A 17,691-nucleotide genomic window follows, 5' to 3' on the forward strand; every position below is an offset into this window, starting at 1 on the left:
TGAGTTGAACAAACAACCAATTAAAAAAATAAAAAAATATTTTGAAAATAAAAATTTGTGCTATAATTATTTAGCAAACAAATAAATGCCGATTTAGCTCAGCGGTAGAGCAGCTGGCTGTTAACCAGTTGGTCGTTGGTTCAATCCCAATAATCGGCGCCATTATATGGTCTGTTGGTGAAGCGGTTAACACACATGGTTTTCATCCATGCATGCACGGGTTCGATCCCCGTACAGACTGCCATTTTATGGAAGATTAGCTCAGTTGGGAGAGCGTCGCCCTTACAAGGCGAATGTCATGGGTTCGAGTCCCTTATCTTCCACCACGCCGTCTTAGCTCAGTTGGTAGAGCAACTGACTTGTAATCAGTAGGTCGTAGGTTCGAGTCCTATAGACGGCACCATATGCGAAGGCATATTTTTTTTATTTTTATATAAATATTTATTTTGCACGAATGGTGAAATTGGCAGACACGCTAGATTTAGGCTCTAGTGCCTCCGGCATGAGGGTTCGAGTCCCTCTTCGTGCACCATTGACTAAGACTCCAATCGGAGTTTTTTTAATACTTTTTTTAAATAAAAAAACAACAAAAAAGGTAAAAATATATTAGATAAAAAATGATGAATAACGTTATTTTACAAGGCAAAAAAGTTAAAAAATATTATTGTATTTATTTTTTAGGGTTATAATTAAAAAGTAAAAAATACCTCAATTTAAATTACATTATAATAATTATTTCCGTAGATAAAAAATAGGAGAAGTATGACACCTACAAAAATTATCCCCTTAGGTGGAGTGCAGGAAATCGGAAAAGCATCATTATTGGTTGAACATGACAATCATATTTTTATTATTGATGCTGGTATAAAGTTCGCTGACACATTCACTACAGGAATTAAAGGTATAATACCTAATTATGATTATTTAAATAATCCTGACAAAAAAATTGAAGGATTGTTTATTACTCACGGTCATGAAGATCACATAGGTGGAGTTGTATATTTAGTAAAACAAACACCACTTAAAAAAATATTTGCGCCTAGAATAGCTATTCAATATTTAAAATCAAAATTTGAAGAACACAAAATTACTAAAAAAATAGAATTTATCGAAATAGATAAAAAAGATAAATATTATTTTGGTCAAAATAAATGTTGCATGGCTGATTTTTGAACAGCACAACACTCTATCCCGGATGCTTTTGGGGTTTTGATTCACACACCTGATGGTAAATTGATGTGTACAGGTGATTTTAGATTTGACTATACACCTATTGGTAACTACACAGACTTTGCGAGATTAGATCAAATTGGTAAAGATGGTTTAACTGTTTTACTTAGTGATTCAACAAATGCTATGCGTCCATATCACTCACCAAGCGAAAGCGACATTGTCACAGATATTGAAAAGCATATGCAAAATGCTAAAAGAAAAATTATAATTACAGCTTTCGCTTCTAATTTAACACGTGTTAAAGTGATGATTGATATTGCTGTTAAGATGAATAAGAAAATTCTTGTATTTGGTCGTTCAATGATTCAAGGAATTAAAATTGGACGTAAATTAGGCTACATTGATGTACCACAAGAAGTTTTTGCTGATAAAAAACAACTTTCTCAAATCAAAGAAAGTGATTTAGTTATTTTGACTACAGGTAGTCAAGGAGAACAATTAGCTGCTCTTTCAAGAATGAGTTATGGTAAGCACCCATCTGTAAAAATTAATAAAGGTGATGTTGTTATTTTTTCTTCAAGTCCTATTCCTGGTAACAGAATGACAATTGAATTATTGATTAACCGTTTATATAAACTTGGTGCTATTATCAAGGAAAATGGACCAGATGGTTACTTACACACTTCAGGTCACGCATATAAACATGAACATGATAAAGTTTTTCAATTAACCAAACCTAAATACTTTTTACCTTACCATGGTGAATATAGAATGTCTGTGGTTCATGGACAAAGCGCAATTAGAAATGGTGTAGACCCTAAAAACGTTATTATCCCTGAATTAGGAAAAGTTTATTTAATGGATAAGGGCGAAGTAAAGGTAACAAACCAAAAAATTGACTTTGGTCCTGTATATATTGATGGTACTAATGTTTTAAAAACAACATCAACACAAATATATGAGAGGTCAAAACTAGCAAATAGTGGTTTTGTAAATATCGTAATTATAATTGATGTTAAAAATAACTCTATTCTCGGAAGACCTCAATTAGTTAGTCGTGGTGCTTTTTATGTTAAAAATTCTGGTGAATTAATTGATGAAAGTAAAAGAATAGCGCACGGTGCTGCTTTACATTACATTAAAAATACACCAAATTGAAATGTTAATGTTTTAGAAAAAATGATTATCGATCGTCTTTCTAATTTATATCATAAACAAAAAAGAAGAGATCCAGTGATTATCCCAACTATTGTTTTGATTAACGATAAAAAAGATAAAAAAGTAGCTTGAAAAGTTCAATTTCAAGGGGATTCTAAAAAAGATAATACTTCTTTAGATATAGAAAAAATTAAAAACAATAAACGAACACGTATTCCTAATGATGTTAAAAAAATTGTAAAAGACTTAGAAAAACATGTTTTCAAAAAAGATGATATTTACGAAATAATAGACGAAGACGATGAAGAATAATAAAAAAACTAGAAATGTAACAGTTCTAGTTTTTTTTATACATTTAAAACCTTAAACTCAGGCTTATAAACTCCTTTAATCCCTACTTTCATAACAGTATATGGATCAAGATCGTGGTTAGGAATTTCGTATATTAGGCTCATTTTTTTAATTTTGGTTAAATGATAAACATTTAAACAGTCAAAAAATGTTTTTTGGTTGCATAAATTCTGTGTTATATCTTTACTTATAACAACCATTTTTAAATTTGTATTATTTAACAAATACATCACTGGTTTACTTATTTTTTGTACGTATAAGGCTGTGAAAGTTCCGCTTTCGCGAAGTAAATTGATTCTATTTTTAAGCTCATCATAATAAACTAAATCACTAAAAGCATAAACTAAATAAGTAACATTTTTATAACAATCTTCAGGTTTAAGTGTTAAATAATTTTCTTGTGATATTTGAATAACTACTTTTTCATTGTTAGCTATTTCTGCTTGTGAATTTTCTAATATGGCTTTATTTCAGTTATTTTCGTATTGATGAACTAAGTAAGGTATTCTGTAAAAAAAGTTTAGATCTTCTTTTTGCATACCGTTGATTCAAGTAGATGGGAAAAATGTGTTTGTTGGATGTTTAGAACGATAATTTACTAATCTGTTTTTAACAATACTATAATTACCAAAATTATTTTTGTCAATAAACTCATTGAGTTTGTTAATAAAATTCTGAATTTTCTCTTGCTCTTCTAAAGAATCATTATAAGAAGAATAAGTTTTAATATCATTGTTATTTTTTAAGTTATACAAAGTATATTTACATTTATTTAAAAGTTCGTCAAAACTATCTAAATCACTAATTCTATTGAAATTTACTAAACTGATTTTATCTATGAAACCATCAAAAAGTGAGTTTTTATTAATCCACTCAATTTTATTTACTATCTCTTTCATTTTTCTTTTAGATGGTTTGTTTAAAATCAAAATAATAATTCCATCCCTAAAAAAATAACTAATTTTTTTAGCTTTTAAATTAAAGCTCTTTAAAAATGTATCTAATTCATTTTGATTAAAAGTATGAGCAAAAAAGTATGGATTTACTAATATATTAATTGAAATATATGGACCTTTTAGAAACTTCTGAAAATTGGTGTTTGTTTCGTTAGCAAAACACGAAAGATTAATTTCACGTTTTTGTTCAATTACTTTTCAGCTAATATTGCAAATATAAATTTGGTTATTTTGTGGCGTTACTTTTAAAAAGTATTGAGTATTAGCTAATCTTTTATTCCTTACATCTAACTTAAAAAGCATTCTTTCAACAAAAGATAAATTTTTATATATAAATTCCTTATTAGGACTGAAGCGGAATTCACTTTTATACTCCATTTGTTTTAAGAAATAATCTTTTAGCTCCTTGGAAAGCTTTTTATCAAAAAAGTTTAAAAAATCGTTCAATTCTATGTAATTAAATGTTTCGAATTTGCTTTTTTTATTGTCGAATAAAGTTGAAAAATAATCATCTTTTTTGGTTAAACGCAAAACTCTTTTGTTAATTGTGTCAACTTTGAAAATGATTAATCCTCTTGAAGTTCTAGCACCTAGAAGATAGACTAAAAATATTGTTAGCGCTAGAAAAATTACCATTAAAAAAACTACTAATGATGAAACTAATCAAAGTACCATTATTTAGAAATTACCTTTATTGCTGGGTGGTTTTTACGAAGTGTTCTTTCTTTACCGTCTCTTATAAAACTTACTAAAATGTCAGAACCTATAACTTTTAAAACGGTTCCTTCACCAAAAATAGTATGAGACACAACATCTCCAGCAATTATATCGTCGTTAGTAATTGAAAGCTCTTCATCATTTTCATTAATGGCATTTGGTTGAACAATGATAAACTTATCTAAATCTATTCCCATTTCTTCAATAAAACGAGATGGTTCTTTTTCGATATTTGTACCTATTAAATAACCACGCGAATCACTTATAAATAATCTTTGTTTTGCTCTAGTGATAGCCACATAAGCCAATCTTCTTTCTTCTTCTAATCAAGAATTATCACGAGGATCTTTAAAACCTTTGTGGCTTGGGAAGATTTTTTCTGACATGCCTACAACAAAAACATTGTCAAATTCTAATCCTTTTGATGAGTGAACTGTCATTAATGACACATAATTAGTGAAATTATCATATTCATCCCCAGCACTTAAAAGCGACACCATTTCTAAATAATCGCTAACACCTTTATCTGGATTTTTCTCTTCTCATGTTTCAATTGATCTAAGAAGTTCTTTGACATTTTCAACTGCTGTTCCACGTAGATTAGATTTGTCTTCTATATCTTTCATAAAGCCAATTTCGTCTAAAAAATTCTTAAGAACAACTGAGATTTTAAATTCTTTTAAGGCTTTTTTGTACTTAATAACAGTTTTTAAAAATGGATACAAACTCTTAACAATTACGCTTTCGGGGATTGGTAGTTTTTTGATGTTTTTAACACACGCTGCATAAAGAGTCATATTGACTTCGTTGGCATATTTTTTAAGTGCATTTAAAGTTACAGCCCCTATACCTCTAGAAGGTACATTAATAATTCTTTCAAAAGAAATATCGCTTCCATCATATAAAACACGTAAAAAAGCTAAGGCATCTTTGATTTCACTTCTTTGATAAAATTTAACACCGTTAAAAATCTTGTGATTGATGTTTTCGTTGATTAATGCCTCTTCTAAAGCTTGTGAATATCAATTACTCCGATAAAGAATGGCAATATTTTTAAGTTGTATTTTTTGCTTTTTAAGTTCATTAATTTTTTGAACTACTCATCTAGCTTCCGCTTCCATATTAAAAGCGTGGAAAAATTCAATTTCTAATCCTTCTGGATTTGGGGTGTGTAGGTCTTTGTTAAATCTGTTGTGGTTATTTTGAATTAATTTATTCGCCGCTCTTAAAATAGTTTTTGTAGAACGATAGTTAGTGTCTAAAACAATTGTTTTAGAATTAGGATAATCATTTTCGAAATTTAAAATTAAATCAACGTCTGCCCCTCTTCAGTGATAAATAGTCTGGTCAGGATCACCAACAATAGTTAAGTGTGTATTAGGGCCTACAAGGGTTTTAATTATTTTGTATTGTAAATATGAAGTATCTTGAAACTCATCAACCAAAACAAATTGAAATTTTTTAGATCATTTATCTCTAATTTCTTCATTAGTAGAAAATAATTCTTCAACTTTAATAATCAAATCATCAAAATCTAAAATTTCTTTACGTTTTAATTCGCGATTATATAATGCATAAATTTTAGGAATGGTTTCATTATCTTCATCATTTTTTAAGTTATATGCCATTTCTTTAGGAGAATATTTGTTGTTTTTAGCTCAAGAAATGTAACGAATCATTGCTGAATAAGATATTTGACTTTGAGATATTTCTAATTTTTTGAAAATCTCTTGCAAAAGCATCTTTTTGTCTGTTTCGTCGATAATTTGGAAATCAGACTTAATTTTGAGATTTTTGGCCTCAATTCTTAAAATTTCTGCACATAAAGAGTGAAAAGTTTTAATTTTAAGCTCACTTGTTAAATCGCCACAATATTGTCTAATTCTCTCGCTCATTTCGTTACAAGCTTTATTTGTAAATGTTACGGCTAAAATATCATGAGGTGGTATTGCCAAATCATTAATAAGATAAGCCACCTTACGAGTTAAAACTTTTGTTTTACCACTTCCGGCTCCCGCAATAATTCTTAAATTACTTTTAAAATACTGAACCGCTTCCTTTTGATGATCATTAAGATCATCCAAAAGTGATATATTTTGCATTTTAATATCCATTATTCTTCCCCTTTTTTAATTACGTGAATTTTTTTTAAATTCACAAGTATTGGCATAAGTTGATATTCTTTGATCTCATCTACAAAAACTTGTTTGATATTTACGCTTCTGGTATCGCTTATTAAATCAAATAAACCTAATTTTCTTTTGCTAAAGATGATAAAAAGATAATTAGCAAAAGTAGAAATGATAAAAATAGCAAATAAAGTTGAACTTAAGCTGTATAAAATTTGTTGTGTTTTTGTGAAATTTTCGCTGATTTTAGCAATTGAATTTTTTGTAATTTGATTATTTAAATTTGGAATTATCTCAAGCGCCTCTTGATTAAAAAAACTCATCAAAATTAAAAACGGGACTATAACACACACAAGCGCAAAACTTTGCCTTTTTAAAAGTGATTTTAGTGTTATATCATCTGAATTTGACTTAACTATTTTGATGCGCATTAATAGATAACCTAATGTTGAACCCTTTAAAATTCAAGCCCACAAAAGATAATAAAATAATAATCAAGTTATATTAATTATAAAAAAACCTAAATAATAACCTTTTGTTAAAGTGTTGTTGGCGACTTTTTGATTAATAAAAAGAAAATACATCAACAAAATAAAACCAAATGTTAACAAAGAATCAATTAAGTTTGCTGTTATTCTTCTTCAAAAAGAAGTGTTTTGATATTTATACATTTTTATTCCAATTCTTGTAAAATATCATCTCATTCAGAAACATCTAAACGTTTTTTAATTAATGATGTTTCTTTGTTGTCTTTTAGCATATAAATATTTGTTTCTTTAAAAATTTTAAAAGCTTCTGTTGTTTCTACCTTTTTGATAATATCATCTAATTTAGAAATTATTTTTTCTCCACGCCTTTGTTCTAAAATTTTGTGGTTGAAAATATATTGCTTATTAAAAACAAAAGTTCCCTTTAATAATCCAGGTAAAAATAACTTCATAAAATAAGCTCTTAAATAATCAAATTCATAAGTCACTTTTTGCGAATGTAACTTGAACACAGGATCAATGGCGTTAAATGAAGTTAAAAAACCTTGTGGGTTTAATCAAGTTTCTAAATCAAAATATTCTCTTTTAAGTCTTTGATCATAATACATGTATTTTTTGGCATTTAATAATAATAAATAATTTAACTCAATTGCAAATTTATTGTCTGTGCTTGAAGAACTAGTTTTATGTTTTTCAAGTTTTTTTACTAATGATTTTTTGAAAATTTTGTTAAAAATAAATGGGAAACTATAAGCAATAACTTCTGGGTTATTGGCAATTTTGACTGGCTCACTTAAGTTAATTCTAGCTTTTGGTTTTCATCTTATTGATCCAACAAATCTAGGTTTAAATTCTAAAATATCTACGTCATATCTGCTAGCTACTTCTCCCATACGACTGATGTAATATTTTCTTAATGAAGTATCTGAGTTAATAATTGTAACGTAATCACCCTTACAAATTCTAAAGGCACTGATAATGTTAAACTGCTGTGATTGCCTTTTTGAGTTATAAATAATTTTTAATCTACTACCAAAAAAGTTAGAAAATTCACTAATTACAGAAATGGTTTTTTTATTATTCGAACTTTTATTAAGAGTTAAAATAATCTCAAAATCTTGATTATCTTGATCTTTTAAATCATTCAAAAAACTTCTTACGTCTCTAGCGTATTCAGTTACAGATGAGATAATACTTAATTTCATTTTAACCCCTTTTAAAAATAAATATAGTATATATTAATTTTATCATATTAAACCTCTCCCAAAACATATATGTTAGCTTAGCAACCCTAAAAAATCAAGAGATTTTTACAATAAAAACACAACTTTTGTTGTGTTTTTAATCGATTTTATTACATTCTTATATTACCTGAAGTACGTGGATAAGGGATAACATCACGTATGTTATCAACGCCTGTTACATACATAACTAATCTTTCAAACCCTAATCCAAATCCTGCGCTACCACAGTCTCCGAAGTTTCTAAGATCTAAATATCATTGTAAATCTTCTTGAGAAATATTTAATTCTTTGATTCTTTTTAAAAGCTTATTATAATCAGCTTCTCTTTGACTTCCACCAATTAACTCTCCTATACCCGGAACTAATAAGTCAAAAGCCGCAACTGTTTTTTGATCGTCGTTTTGGTACATGTAAAAGGCTTTGAAGTCTTTAGGGAAGTTAATAACAGCGACAGGACCATTAAACAATTCTTCAGCTAAATATCTTTCATGCTCTGTACCTAAATCAAGACCAAATTTAATATCTTGGTTTTCAAAACGTGATTTTACTTTTTCTAATTCTTTAATAGCATCTTGATAATCAATTACATTTAAGTCTTTATTCAAGAATAATTCTAATTTGTTAATTAAATTTTTATCAACGTTATTTAATAAAAAGTCAAATTCAAAAGGATGTTTTGCGATTGTATTTCTAATTACGACTTTTAACATATCATCAGCTAAGTGCATAACATCTTTTAAATCATAAAAAGCAATTTCTGGTTCTAACATTCAAAATTCTGCAGCATGTTTTTTAGTATTACTTCTTTCAGCTCTAAAAGTTGGCGCAAATGTGTAAACTTTATTCATACCAATTGCATAACTTTCAGCGTGTAATTGTCCAGTAACACCTAAAGTAGCTTTTTTATCTTTTCCAAAGAATTCGTCTTTTGAACCATCATTTACGTTGAAAGTTTCACCAGCGCCTTCACCATCATTTGAAGTAATAATTGGGCTGTTCATGTAATAGTATCCTCTTGTCATGAAATAACGGTGTAATTCTTGAGCTAAAGTACTTCTAATTAACATAACACATTTTAATATATTTGTTCTGTGACGAATATGTGGTAATTCTCTTAGTGTTTCAAGTGAAATTTCTTGATTTTGAATTGGAAAATCAACTGTATTTTTAAGTAATTTAAAATTTGAAGCAACTAATTCAATTGGTTGTTTGGCCTCTGGTGTGGCCTTAAGTGTTCCTTCAATTTCTACAGCAGCTCCGATTTTAACTGTATCTAATAAATCAAAATCAAAATTTTCACCTTTGATCACAACTTGTAGGTTAGCAACTGTGCTTCCATCATTAATATTAATAAAACGCATTTTTTTATTTCCTCTGTTTGAAGAAACTCATGCTTTTATTTTGAAATTATTTCATTGGTCATAGTATTGAGGTTTTAGTAAAATCGCTTTAATTGTGTGCATATTTTCTCCTTAAATATAACTAAAACAATTATATTAAAATTAACAAAACTTAAGAATAATGATTAATCAAAAATAAATTATTTTTAAGTTTTGTTAATAACTAAAAATTATTAAGGTATTTTTTAAGTCAGTAAAAAATAAATTTTTTCAAAAAAGACAAAAATATTAATAAACACTTAAGAAAAATGTAAGTGGAATAAATAACATATTTATTATAAAAAATTCCTATTTTTATAAAAAAATATTTATCATTATTTATAATTAAGAAGCTTTTAAACGCTATTTTAAAGGGGAAAACATGTTCAAAAAGATTTTTGATAAATTATTACATAGAAATAAAATTGAAGTTGATCAATATATTAGAGAAGTTGTTAAAGCCCTTGGTGGAATTAACAACATTTATGGGTTTAACAACGGTGCCACAAGATTGCGTTACGATGTTGTTGATAGTTCTTTAGTCGATAAAACAGAATTAAAAAACTTAGGTGCATCAGAAGTTTTAATTTTAGGAAAAAGCTATGTTGAAGTTAAATTCGGTGAAAACTCTGAAGCTATTAACTTAAAAATTAGAGAAGCTGCCCCAGAATTAAAAAAAGAATATTCAAAAACTATCAAGACAAAACAAGGTAATTTAGCTCCTAAAGAAGTAATTTTAAAGGCCTCTCAAGAGTTTCAAGAACAAGTAAATGAAGTTGAAATTTTTGCACCTTGCTCAGGTAAAGTTCTTGATTTAGCTTCTTTAAATGATGGTGTATTCAGTGAGAAAATGTTAGGTGAAGGATTCGTTGTAGATATTTCTAATTATGATACAGTTATTGTAAATTCACCTATTGATGCTAAAGTATCGATGATATGACCAAGTAAACACGCATATGGTTTAAAAGACAAAAATGGTTTAGAAATTTTAATTCATATTGGTATTAACACAACCAAAATGAATGGTTTAGGTTTTGAAAGTTATGTTACACTAAATCAATCAATAAAGAAAAATCAACCATTAGCAAAAGTTGATGTTAAAAAAATTAAAGAATCTGGATATAATCCAAATGTTATTGTTGTTTTAACAAATGATTCTAAATTTAAAAAATTCGAAAACATCCCATCTGAAGCTGTTTTTGAAGAAAAATTAACTATCGCCAAAAGAAATTAAGTAAAGAAAAATTAACATCTCAAAGATGTTAATTTTTTCTTTTTTATTCTTTTTCTACGTATAGTTTAAATTCTGTATCTAAATGTGGTTCAAGTAATTTTTTGTCTTCGTCAGGCATATCAGCACTTCCTGAGATTTTATATTTAGCTACAATTTTATCATCTTCAATATATAATCTAAAGTATCTTTGGTTACCTGATGCATTAGCATCTTTAAGAAGTAATTTTTTATGAATATCTCATAAATTTTTATCCTCATCACTTAATTCAGAATTTATAGTTTCGGTTAATGAATATAATGACCTTTTACCTTTTGTGACTTTTTTTGTAGCACTGTGAATTTCTAAAGCATATATATCTGATTTTTTTGCTGTAGCTTGCTTACTCATGTTATCTGATATTTTTTGTTTTAGCTCATCATATTTTTCTGGTTCAGAAAGTGTAACTTTTAATAAAGTTGTATTTTGAGCTAATTTTAATAATTTATCAAAAGATTTTTTATTAGGATTTGAGTCTTCAGCATCGGCTGTGTTCGGTTCATCTGTATTATCTGAACTTAAATCTTCACTTTGCATTTGTGATTCATTAAGAGTATTTTCGTTGTTTTCTGAGTGTTCTTGTGAATCAGTTTCAGGAGTATTAACAGAGGAAGCTTCTGAATCTTTAGATTCAGCGCTTGAATGAGATGCTTGATCTGAATTTGTTGCAGAGGATTCATCTAAATTTGGTTGAGATGTTGCCTCAGAATTATGGTTAACTTCTCCAGTCATAGCAGTAGACGAAGAAGAGTCTGTATTGTCTTTTAAATTAACCTCTTCTTCATTTTGGGTTCCTGATACTTCTGATGTTTTTTCAGGACCAGCTTCAGATGAAACTTCTTCAGAATTTTGATCTTCAGTTACAGTCGGAGACGCATCAGCTTTAGTATTTGTTTCTTGTGTGTCAGTTTTTGGTGTTTCTTCTGCTGTAGCGGAAGTGTCGCCAGTTGTGGATGGTTCATTTACTTCTGATGTTTTTTCGGTTTCAACTTCAGATGAAACTCCTTGAGAATTATGTTCTTCTGCTACAGTTGGAGAGGCATCGGCGTTAGTATTTGTTTCTTGTGTGTCAGTTTTTGGTGCTTCTTCTGCTGTAGCGGAAGTTTCGGAAGCCGCAGATGGTTCATTTACTTCTGATGCAGAAGTTGGATTTGAAGTTTGATTATCTGTTTCTGGTGTTTGATTTTCGCTATCAGTTGTTGTTTTAGGATCTGATTCTGGATTTACGTTATTATCAACATTATCGTTTGAGCTATCATTGTTTTCTGATGATGGAGTAGATTCTTCTGAAACTGTATTTGTAGATGTGGATGTAGACTCTGCTCCAGAATTTCCACCATCCACTTCTTTTTCTTGTGGGTTTTCTTCAGAAGTTACTTTATCAACAGGAATTTCTTCTAAATTAACAGTACTCTTAGCATCAGTTTCGGAAATAATAGGGTTTTGACCGGTAATATATTTTGCTAATTTGTAAGTTAAAATTAATTCATTATTTATTACTTCGTAACTAATTTTGGTGCTAATACTTAAGGCTTTATTTTTGTTCTTATATGTAGGGTTATCAGAATTAGCTAACTGATATCCATCCCCTAATTCTTTAACTGCGGAAGCTGATAAAATTACATTTTGTTTATTTTCATTTTTTCAATTTGGTGTAGCCTTTTCTGAGTAAATTATGTTTCCTGATTTGTAATCGTATCAGAAGAATTTTTTAGCTTCAATAGCTTTTTTTAATTTTTCTTTATCAACTATCTTTACTACATTATTTAATGTTTTTATTTTTTCATTAACATCATTTAATTGTTCTTGATTTGCTTGAGAAGCTGGTTTTGGAGTTTCTGTATTTTTTGGTTTTTCAGAAGGTTTAGATTCTTTTTGCTTAATTTTGCCTTCAGGAATTTCAATTTCTAAATTGTATTGATAGTCTTTATCTCTATAAGAATATTTAACAGTTAATGTTAATATTCTAGTTTCTTTATTGTACTCAAAAGGAAAATCTAAATATAGGCTTTTTTTAATTTTCCCTAGTTTTAAGAATTTATCTTTCATACCTTCTTTGAAGGTAAAGGCAATATTATTTTTGAATAACAAACCTCTATCTTTATTGTAATAAAATCTTAAGGCTTGATATTTACCTAAAGCATTAGATACAGATTCGTAAATAGCTTCTTTATTTCCTAAAATAAATAAATTTTGCGCATCATAAGGTTCAGGAATAACTTTAACAACATTTTCTTGGTTTAAAATTATGTTGTTGTCTTTATTTTCTAAAATATAATCTTCAGGAACGTATTTAGATAGATCAATTGTTTCAGAGTCATCGTTGTTTTTCACGACAGTGACAGTATCTAATGTTTTACCATTCTCTTTAAAAATTAATTTTGTTATAGATTTAGGTGTATCTAACTGAACAATAATTACACCACCTGGTGTATTTTTGGTTTGTGATACAAATAAATAATTATCAAATAAATGATTTTTTGCATCAAAAATTGAATTTTCAGGCAATTCTAAAACTTGTTTTTTAATTTCCTTCGAAAATAAACGATATACAACTGTTGTTGTGATATTTGAGACTTTACTTGATTCAGATGTAGCTTCTGTTTCTTTTGGTTTTGTTTGTTCGTCTTGAGTTTCAGATACCTCTGATGTTTTTTTAGACTCATCAGTAGATGGAACATCTTGAGGTTGTGAAGATTCAGAGTTAGTTTGTGGTTTTGGATCTTCTGCTACAGTTGAAGATGTGTCAGTGTTAGTATTTGTTTCTTGTGTGTCAGTTTTTGGCGCTTCTTCTGTTGTAGTAGAAGTTTCGCCGGCTGTAGATGTTTCGTTGGTTGGAGTTGGTTTTGAATTTTCACCACCAGTTGCTGGCGTTGAGTCTTGATTTGTTGAAGTTGGTTTAGAAGTTGGTGTGTTTGTTGATGGTGTTGAAGATTCGTTTCCTGGGTTAGTTGTTGAACCTTCATTAGTAGGTGTTGGTGTTGAAGTTTCATTTCCTGGATTTGGTGCAGGAGTTTCTGGTGTTGGGTTTGGTTTGTTGTTTTCTTCTTTTTGGGCACATGAAACAGCACTAATGCCAATTAATGCTGTTGTGGCTAAAGTGGATGAAATAATAATAAATTTGTTTTTTAATGCTTTTCTCATAACTTGATTTTACAAAATAAAATTAAGCAGTTGTATTATTTTCCACATTGTTCTATATTTGTGTAAAGATTTTTGTTTTTAAAAATATTTTATATTTTTCGAAATAAAAAAAGATGCTTTGCATCTTTTGTAATTTATATTAATTTAAACCTTCTACAGTTAATTCAGTTGAAGCTGATAAATTAGAAATTTCTGGATTAGATCCTTTGATATATTTAGCTAATTTATAAGTTAAAATAAGTTTATCACCTTTTACTTCATAACTTAATTTTGTACTTATATTTTTAAATTTTTGACCTTCTTTGATATATGTAGGGTTCTCAGAATTAGCTAATTGGTATCCGTTACCTAATTCTTTAACTGAGGAAGCTGATAAAATTACGTTATCTTTATCAGTTCCTTCTTTTCAACTTGGTGTTTCGCCTTCTGAGTAAATTATATTACCTGTAAAACGATCGTATCAAAAGTTCTTTTTCTCTTTAATAGCTTTTAATAATAACTCTTTATTTGTTATTGTTACTATACCATTTAATTCTTTCGCTTTTTGATCTAATTCTGATAATTGTTCTTGTGGAGTTGAAGTTGTTGTTTCTGGTGTAGTTGTAGTGGTTGATGTTGTTGAACCTTCATTAGTTGGTGTTGGTGTTGAAGTTTCATTTCCTGGGTTGGTTGTTGAACCTTCATTAGTTGGTGTTGTTGTTGAAGTTTCGCTTCCTGGATTTGGCGCAGGAGTTTCTGGCGTTGGGTTTGGTTTGTTGTTTTCTTCTTTTTGGGCACATGAAACGGCGCTAAATGCAAAAACTGATGCCGCAGCAAGTGTTGATGTTAATATAATAAATTTGTTTTTTAATATTTTTTTCATATTTTAATTCTATAAGAAAAAATAAAAAATTGGCAAATTTCCACATTTTTGTGATTATTCAAATTTTTAGCCAATATCTAAAGTGTTAATAAATAAACAAAAAAGATGCTGAGCATCTTTTTTTATCTTCTTGATATTTGTTGTGGAAGGTCATTTCTAGGGGGTTTATAGATATCGTATGCATATTGTAAATCATATTTGTATAAACTACTTACACCACCAACACGACTTATTTCTCAGTATGTGTCAACTTCCATTAAAGGCACAACTGGCGCAGCATCTCTAATTATTTTTTCAAAAGCAGCAACTATTTCAATAATTTTGTTTTCGTCAAAGCCTTGCTCAATTTCTTCAGGGGTAAATTGTTGAGAGAAGAAACTTGAATATCTTTGAATATATTCAATTTGTGTTTCATTATCTTTTTTATAAGAAAGTTCTTTAACTTTGTTTCATATTTGCGGTTCAATCTCAAGTCTCAATCTTGTTTGTTCTTCGTCTAAAGAAACTAATTTATTTTCTTTAAGATCTTGTTCTTGGTTTAAATTGTCAAAATATTTTGCGTAAGTAAATCCACCTGAAGGGTTATCTTTAAATCCGATATTTTTGCTTTCGTTTGGAATAATTCCATCCTCAACGAAAAAGGCTTTAATATAACTGTCAATATTTTGACCAAAAGTATCAAAGTTTCTATAAGCGATATCAAAATCACCTGTTTCCACTGTTGCGTTGTATGTATTTTCAGGTAAAGCTTTTAAATCTAAATCAATATATCCATCAAAAAGTGTATTAAGTGCATTTTTAAGTGCCAACCCAACATTTTTTTGCTCCTCAATAGAGTTGTAAACATATTTTAATTCGACTTTTTTAAGATTTGGGTGTTTTTGTTTAAAAATATCTAAATAATGTTTAGCTACTTCTGGTAAATAAGCTTGATCATTTCTGTTAGTAGCTTCAAATTTATATTGTTTTGATAAGTGATCTACATAATCATAATTTTGAAGTGGTACTTTTATTTTTGAATCACCTTTTACATTTGTAAATTGATTTTGGAACCCAAATTCAATTGCTGTACCGTTATTTTTGTGAGCGTTTCCAAAGGCTGTTCATGTTATTACTGGATAAGAGTTATTTCAACCTGAATTAAATAACATAATTGTTCTATTTATAGCATAATAAATAGCGTTTCTTAAATCTTTGTCATTAATATAGCTATCTTTGTTTGTTTGTTTATCGAGATTAAACATAAATCCCAAAGTACCAAAACCTGTACCTTTATTCATTAATTTTTTATACTCAGGTATAGCTCAGTAGCTTCTTTGTTGTGTTGAAGGTATTCTGGCTTTTGAGATGTATCCATCTTTAAACATTGTACTTTCGGCGTTGGCTTCATCATTAAAGTAGATTTTGATAGTATTAGGAATAACCTTAGAAACATTGTAATAATCGTTATTTTTTTCTAAAGTCATACCACCTTGCCCACCTAAAACTAAATCAGTAATTTTAAATGGACCAGCAGTTAAAAATTTATCAGAATTGTTTCCGAATGTTTTTAATCCACCGACACTATTTTCCACAAAAGACCTATTTACAGGCAATAAAGTATCTGTCATATCTCTTATTATTTCAGATAGACTTTTTGGGTTGGATGATTCATATTCAATTCTTATTTCGTATTCATCTCTAGGTAAAAGTACATACTTACCTACAGCTCTAGCCTCTTCAATTTCTTGGAAACCTTTTGGTGTGATTTTAGAAAAATCAAATTTTTGTTTTGGATCAACATATGGATTTTTTCTAATTTTCATTTCTTTAATTTCGCCATTATTATCTTTGTAAAAGATATTAGCAACATCTAAATCACTTCTAAAATTCTCATTTTCTTTTAAAGTGAGCATATTATAAAAGTCTTTATTAGAAATATTAAAATATAATCTTCCTGAATAAAGTCCTACACCTAAGGCTGCTTCTCTAATTTTTTTAACATCTTCTAAATCATTTTCGTTTTCGCTAGCTCATAAGAATTCATTTGATAAATCTTCATTAGTATTAGGATCTTTAAGCTCTATGTCATAGATATATTGGCCATTTTCATCTTTTTTGAACTTAGGGTATCCTCATGGGTTTGTGTATGCTTTTTGATGCTTTTTAAGATAATCATTTTGAGCTGTAATAAACTCTTTAAATCCTTTGATGTCACGACGATCAATTAATATTTGTTTTTGACTTCCTGAGTTGTTGTCACCAATGTAGTGAATATAATCGATATAATCGTCAGCAGTTATAGAATCTCCATTACTTCAACGACTACTTCCATCATTTAAGGTAGCACTTCAAGTGGCGTATCTGTCATTTGCTAATCTTAAACCTCTTAAATTTTGTGCAGAAACTGGGTTTGATGTTAAAGTACCAGAAGCGTAGTTAAAATCCGAAAAAGAGTAAAACGAATTACTTAAAGAATTTTCTCCTTCGATTTTTCCGCTATTGATATACTCATCAATACCTTGATTATTACCTGTGGAATATACACCAAAAGTTACTGGTCTAGTTGGAAATAAAGATTTTAAATCTTGATTGGGTCCTTGTTTTAAAATCGGATCTACTAAACTAGGGACAACTGTATCAGTTGAACTATATAGAACATAATTAAGCGAACTTAAAGGAGCGGCTGTTAAACCTAAATCATAATTAGTTTCTTTTAATTTGATTCCATTATCATCATTTTTTATTTTTTGTTCAGAGTGTTGCGCACTACATGCAATTAATGTAGGTGTTAAAAATAGTGATGGAATCAAAAGTGAGACTTTTTTAATTATTTTCAT

General features: G+C 28.7%; 10 protein-coding genes and 5 tRNA genes. 7 read left to right on the plus strand and 8 right to left on the minus strand.

All coding sequences use genetic code 4. The annotated features are described in order from the left end of the window. Positions 1-87: 87 nt before the first annotated feature. The 6 genes from V2E24_RS02605 to V2E24_RS02630 all read left to right on the plus strand — a co-directional run bounded on the left by V2E24_RS02605 (position 88) and on the right by V2E24_RS02630 (position 2,643). Positions 88-162 (plus strand) — tRNA-Asn (locus V2E24_RS02605). 6 nt (positions 163-168) lie between these two features. Next, positions 169-244, plus strand: a tRNA-Glu gene (locus V2E24_RS02610). 6 nt (positions 245-250) lie between these two features. Next, positions 251-326: transfer RNA gene (locus V2E24_RS02615), tRNA-Val, on the plus strand. Position 327: 1 nt separating this feature from the next. Continuing rightward, positions 328-403, plus strand: a tRNA-Thr gene (locus V2E24_RS02620). A gap of 45 nt (positions 404-448) precedes the next feature. Next, a tRNA-Leu gene (locus V2E24_RS02625) sits at positions 449-532 on the plus strand. A gap of 230 nt (positions 533-762) precedes the next feature. After that, positions 763-2,643, plus strand: coding sequence for a ribonuclease J (locus tag V2E24_RS02630; protein ID WP_330500871.1), 1,881 nt, complete (start codon positions 763-765; stop codon positions 2,641-2,643). Positions 2,644-2,678: 35 nt separating this feature from the next. Here V2E24_RS02630 and V2E24_RS02635 read toward each other — a convergent pair whose 3' ends face one another. The 5 genes from V2E24_RS02635 to asnS all read right to left on the minus strand — a co-directional run bounded on the left by V2E24_RS02635 (position 2,679) and on the right by asnS (position 9,679). Beyond that, positions 2,679-4,313, minus strand: a complete 1,635-nt coding sequence (locus tag V2E24_RS02635; protein ID WP_330500872.1) for an MHO_4530 family protein — start codon at positions 4,311-4,313, stop codon at positions 2,679-2,681. Continuing rightward, complete coding sequence (locus V2E24_RS02640) at positions 4,313-6,469, minus strand: ATP-dependent helicase (RefSeq protein WP_330500873.1); 2,157 nt, start codon at positions 6,467-6,469, stop codon at positions 4,313-4,315. Before V2E24_RS02640 ends, V2E24_RS02635 begins: the two co-directional genes overlap by 1 nt. Next, positions 6,469-7,155 carry an RDD family protein gene (locus tag V2E24_RS02645; protein ID WP_330500874.1) on the minus strand — a complete coding sequence of 229 codons (687 nt, stop codon included), beginning with the start codon at positions 7,153-7,155 and terminating at the stop codon, positions 6,469-6,471. Before V2E24_RS02645 ends, V2E24_RS02640 begins: the two co-directional genes overlap by 1 nt. A 2-nt stretch (positions 7,156-7,157) precedes the next feature. Then, on the minus strand, positions 7,158-8,177 hold the full coding sequence (locus V2E24_RS02650; protein ID WP_330500875.1) for a glycosyltransferase family 2 protein: 1,020 nt from the start codon (positions 8,175-8,177) through the stop codon (positions 7,158-7,160). 149 nt (positions 8,178-8,326) lie between these two features. After that, on the minus strand, positions 8,327-9,679 hold the full coding sequence (gene asnS / locus V2E24_RS02655) for an asparagine--tRNA ligase (protein WP_330500876.1): 1,353 nt from the start codon (positions 9,677-9,679) through the stop codon (positions 8,327-8,329). 298 nt (positions 9,680-9,977) lie between these two features. On the opposite strand from asnS, the gene V2E24_RS02660 reads away from it, so the two are divergent. Next, positions 9,978-10,829: a glucose PTS transporter subunit IIA gene (locus V2E24_RS02660; protein ID WP_330500877.1), complete on the plus strand. Its 852-nt coding sequence runs from the start codon at positions 9,978-9,980 to the stop codon at positions 10,827-10,829. A gap of 43 nt (positions 10,830-10,872) precedes the next feature. Here V2E24_RS02660 and V2E24_RS02665 read toward each other — a convergent pair whose 3' ends face one another. The 3 genes from V2E24_RS02665 to V2E24_RS02675 form a co-directional block, all read right to left on the minus strand. Continuing rightward, entirely contained in the window at positions 10,873-14,010 is a 3,138-nt protein-coding gene (locus V2E24_RS02665; protein ID WP_330500878.1) for a hypothetical protein, read from the minus strand. Positions 14,011-14,149: 139 nt separating this feature from the next. Continuing rightward, positions 14,150-14,872, minus strand: a complete 723-nt coding sequence (locus V2E24_RS02670) for a hypothetical protein (RefSeq protein WP_330500879.1) — start codon at positions 14,870-14,872, stop codon at positions 14,150-14,152. 122 nt (positions 14,873-14,994) lie between these two features. Further along, on the minus strand, positions 14,995-17,691 hold the full coding sequence (locus tag V2E24_RS02675) for an ABC transporter substrate-binding protein (RefSeq protein ID WP_330500880.1): 2,697 nt from the start codon (positions 17,689-17,691) through the stop codon (positions 14,995-14,997).

The organism is Mycoplasmopsis ciconiae (assembly GCF_036350065.1).
Classification (GTDB): domain Bacteria; phylum Bacillota_I; class Bacilli_A; order Mycoplasmatales; family Metamycoplasmataceae; genus Mycoplasmopsis; species Mycoplasmopsis ciconiae.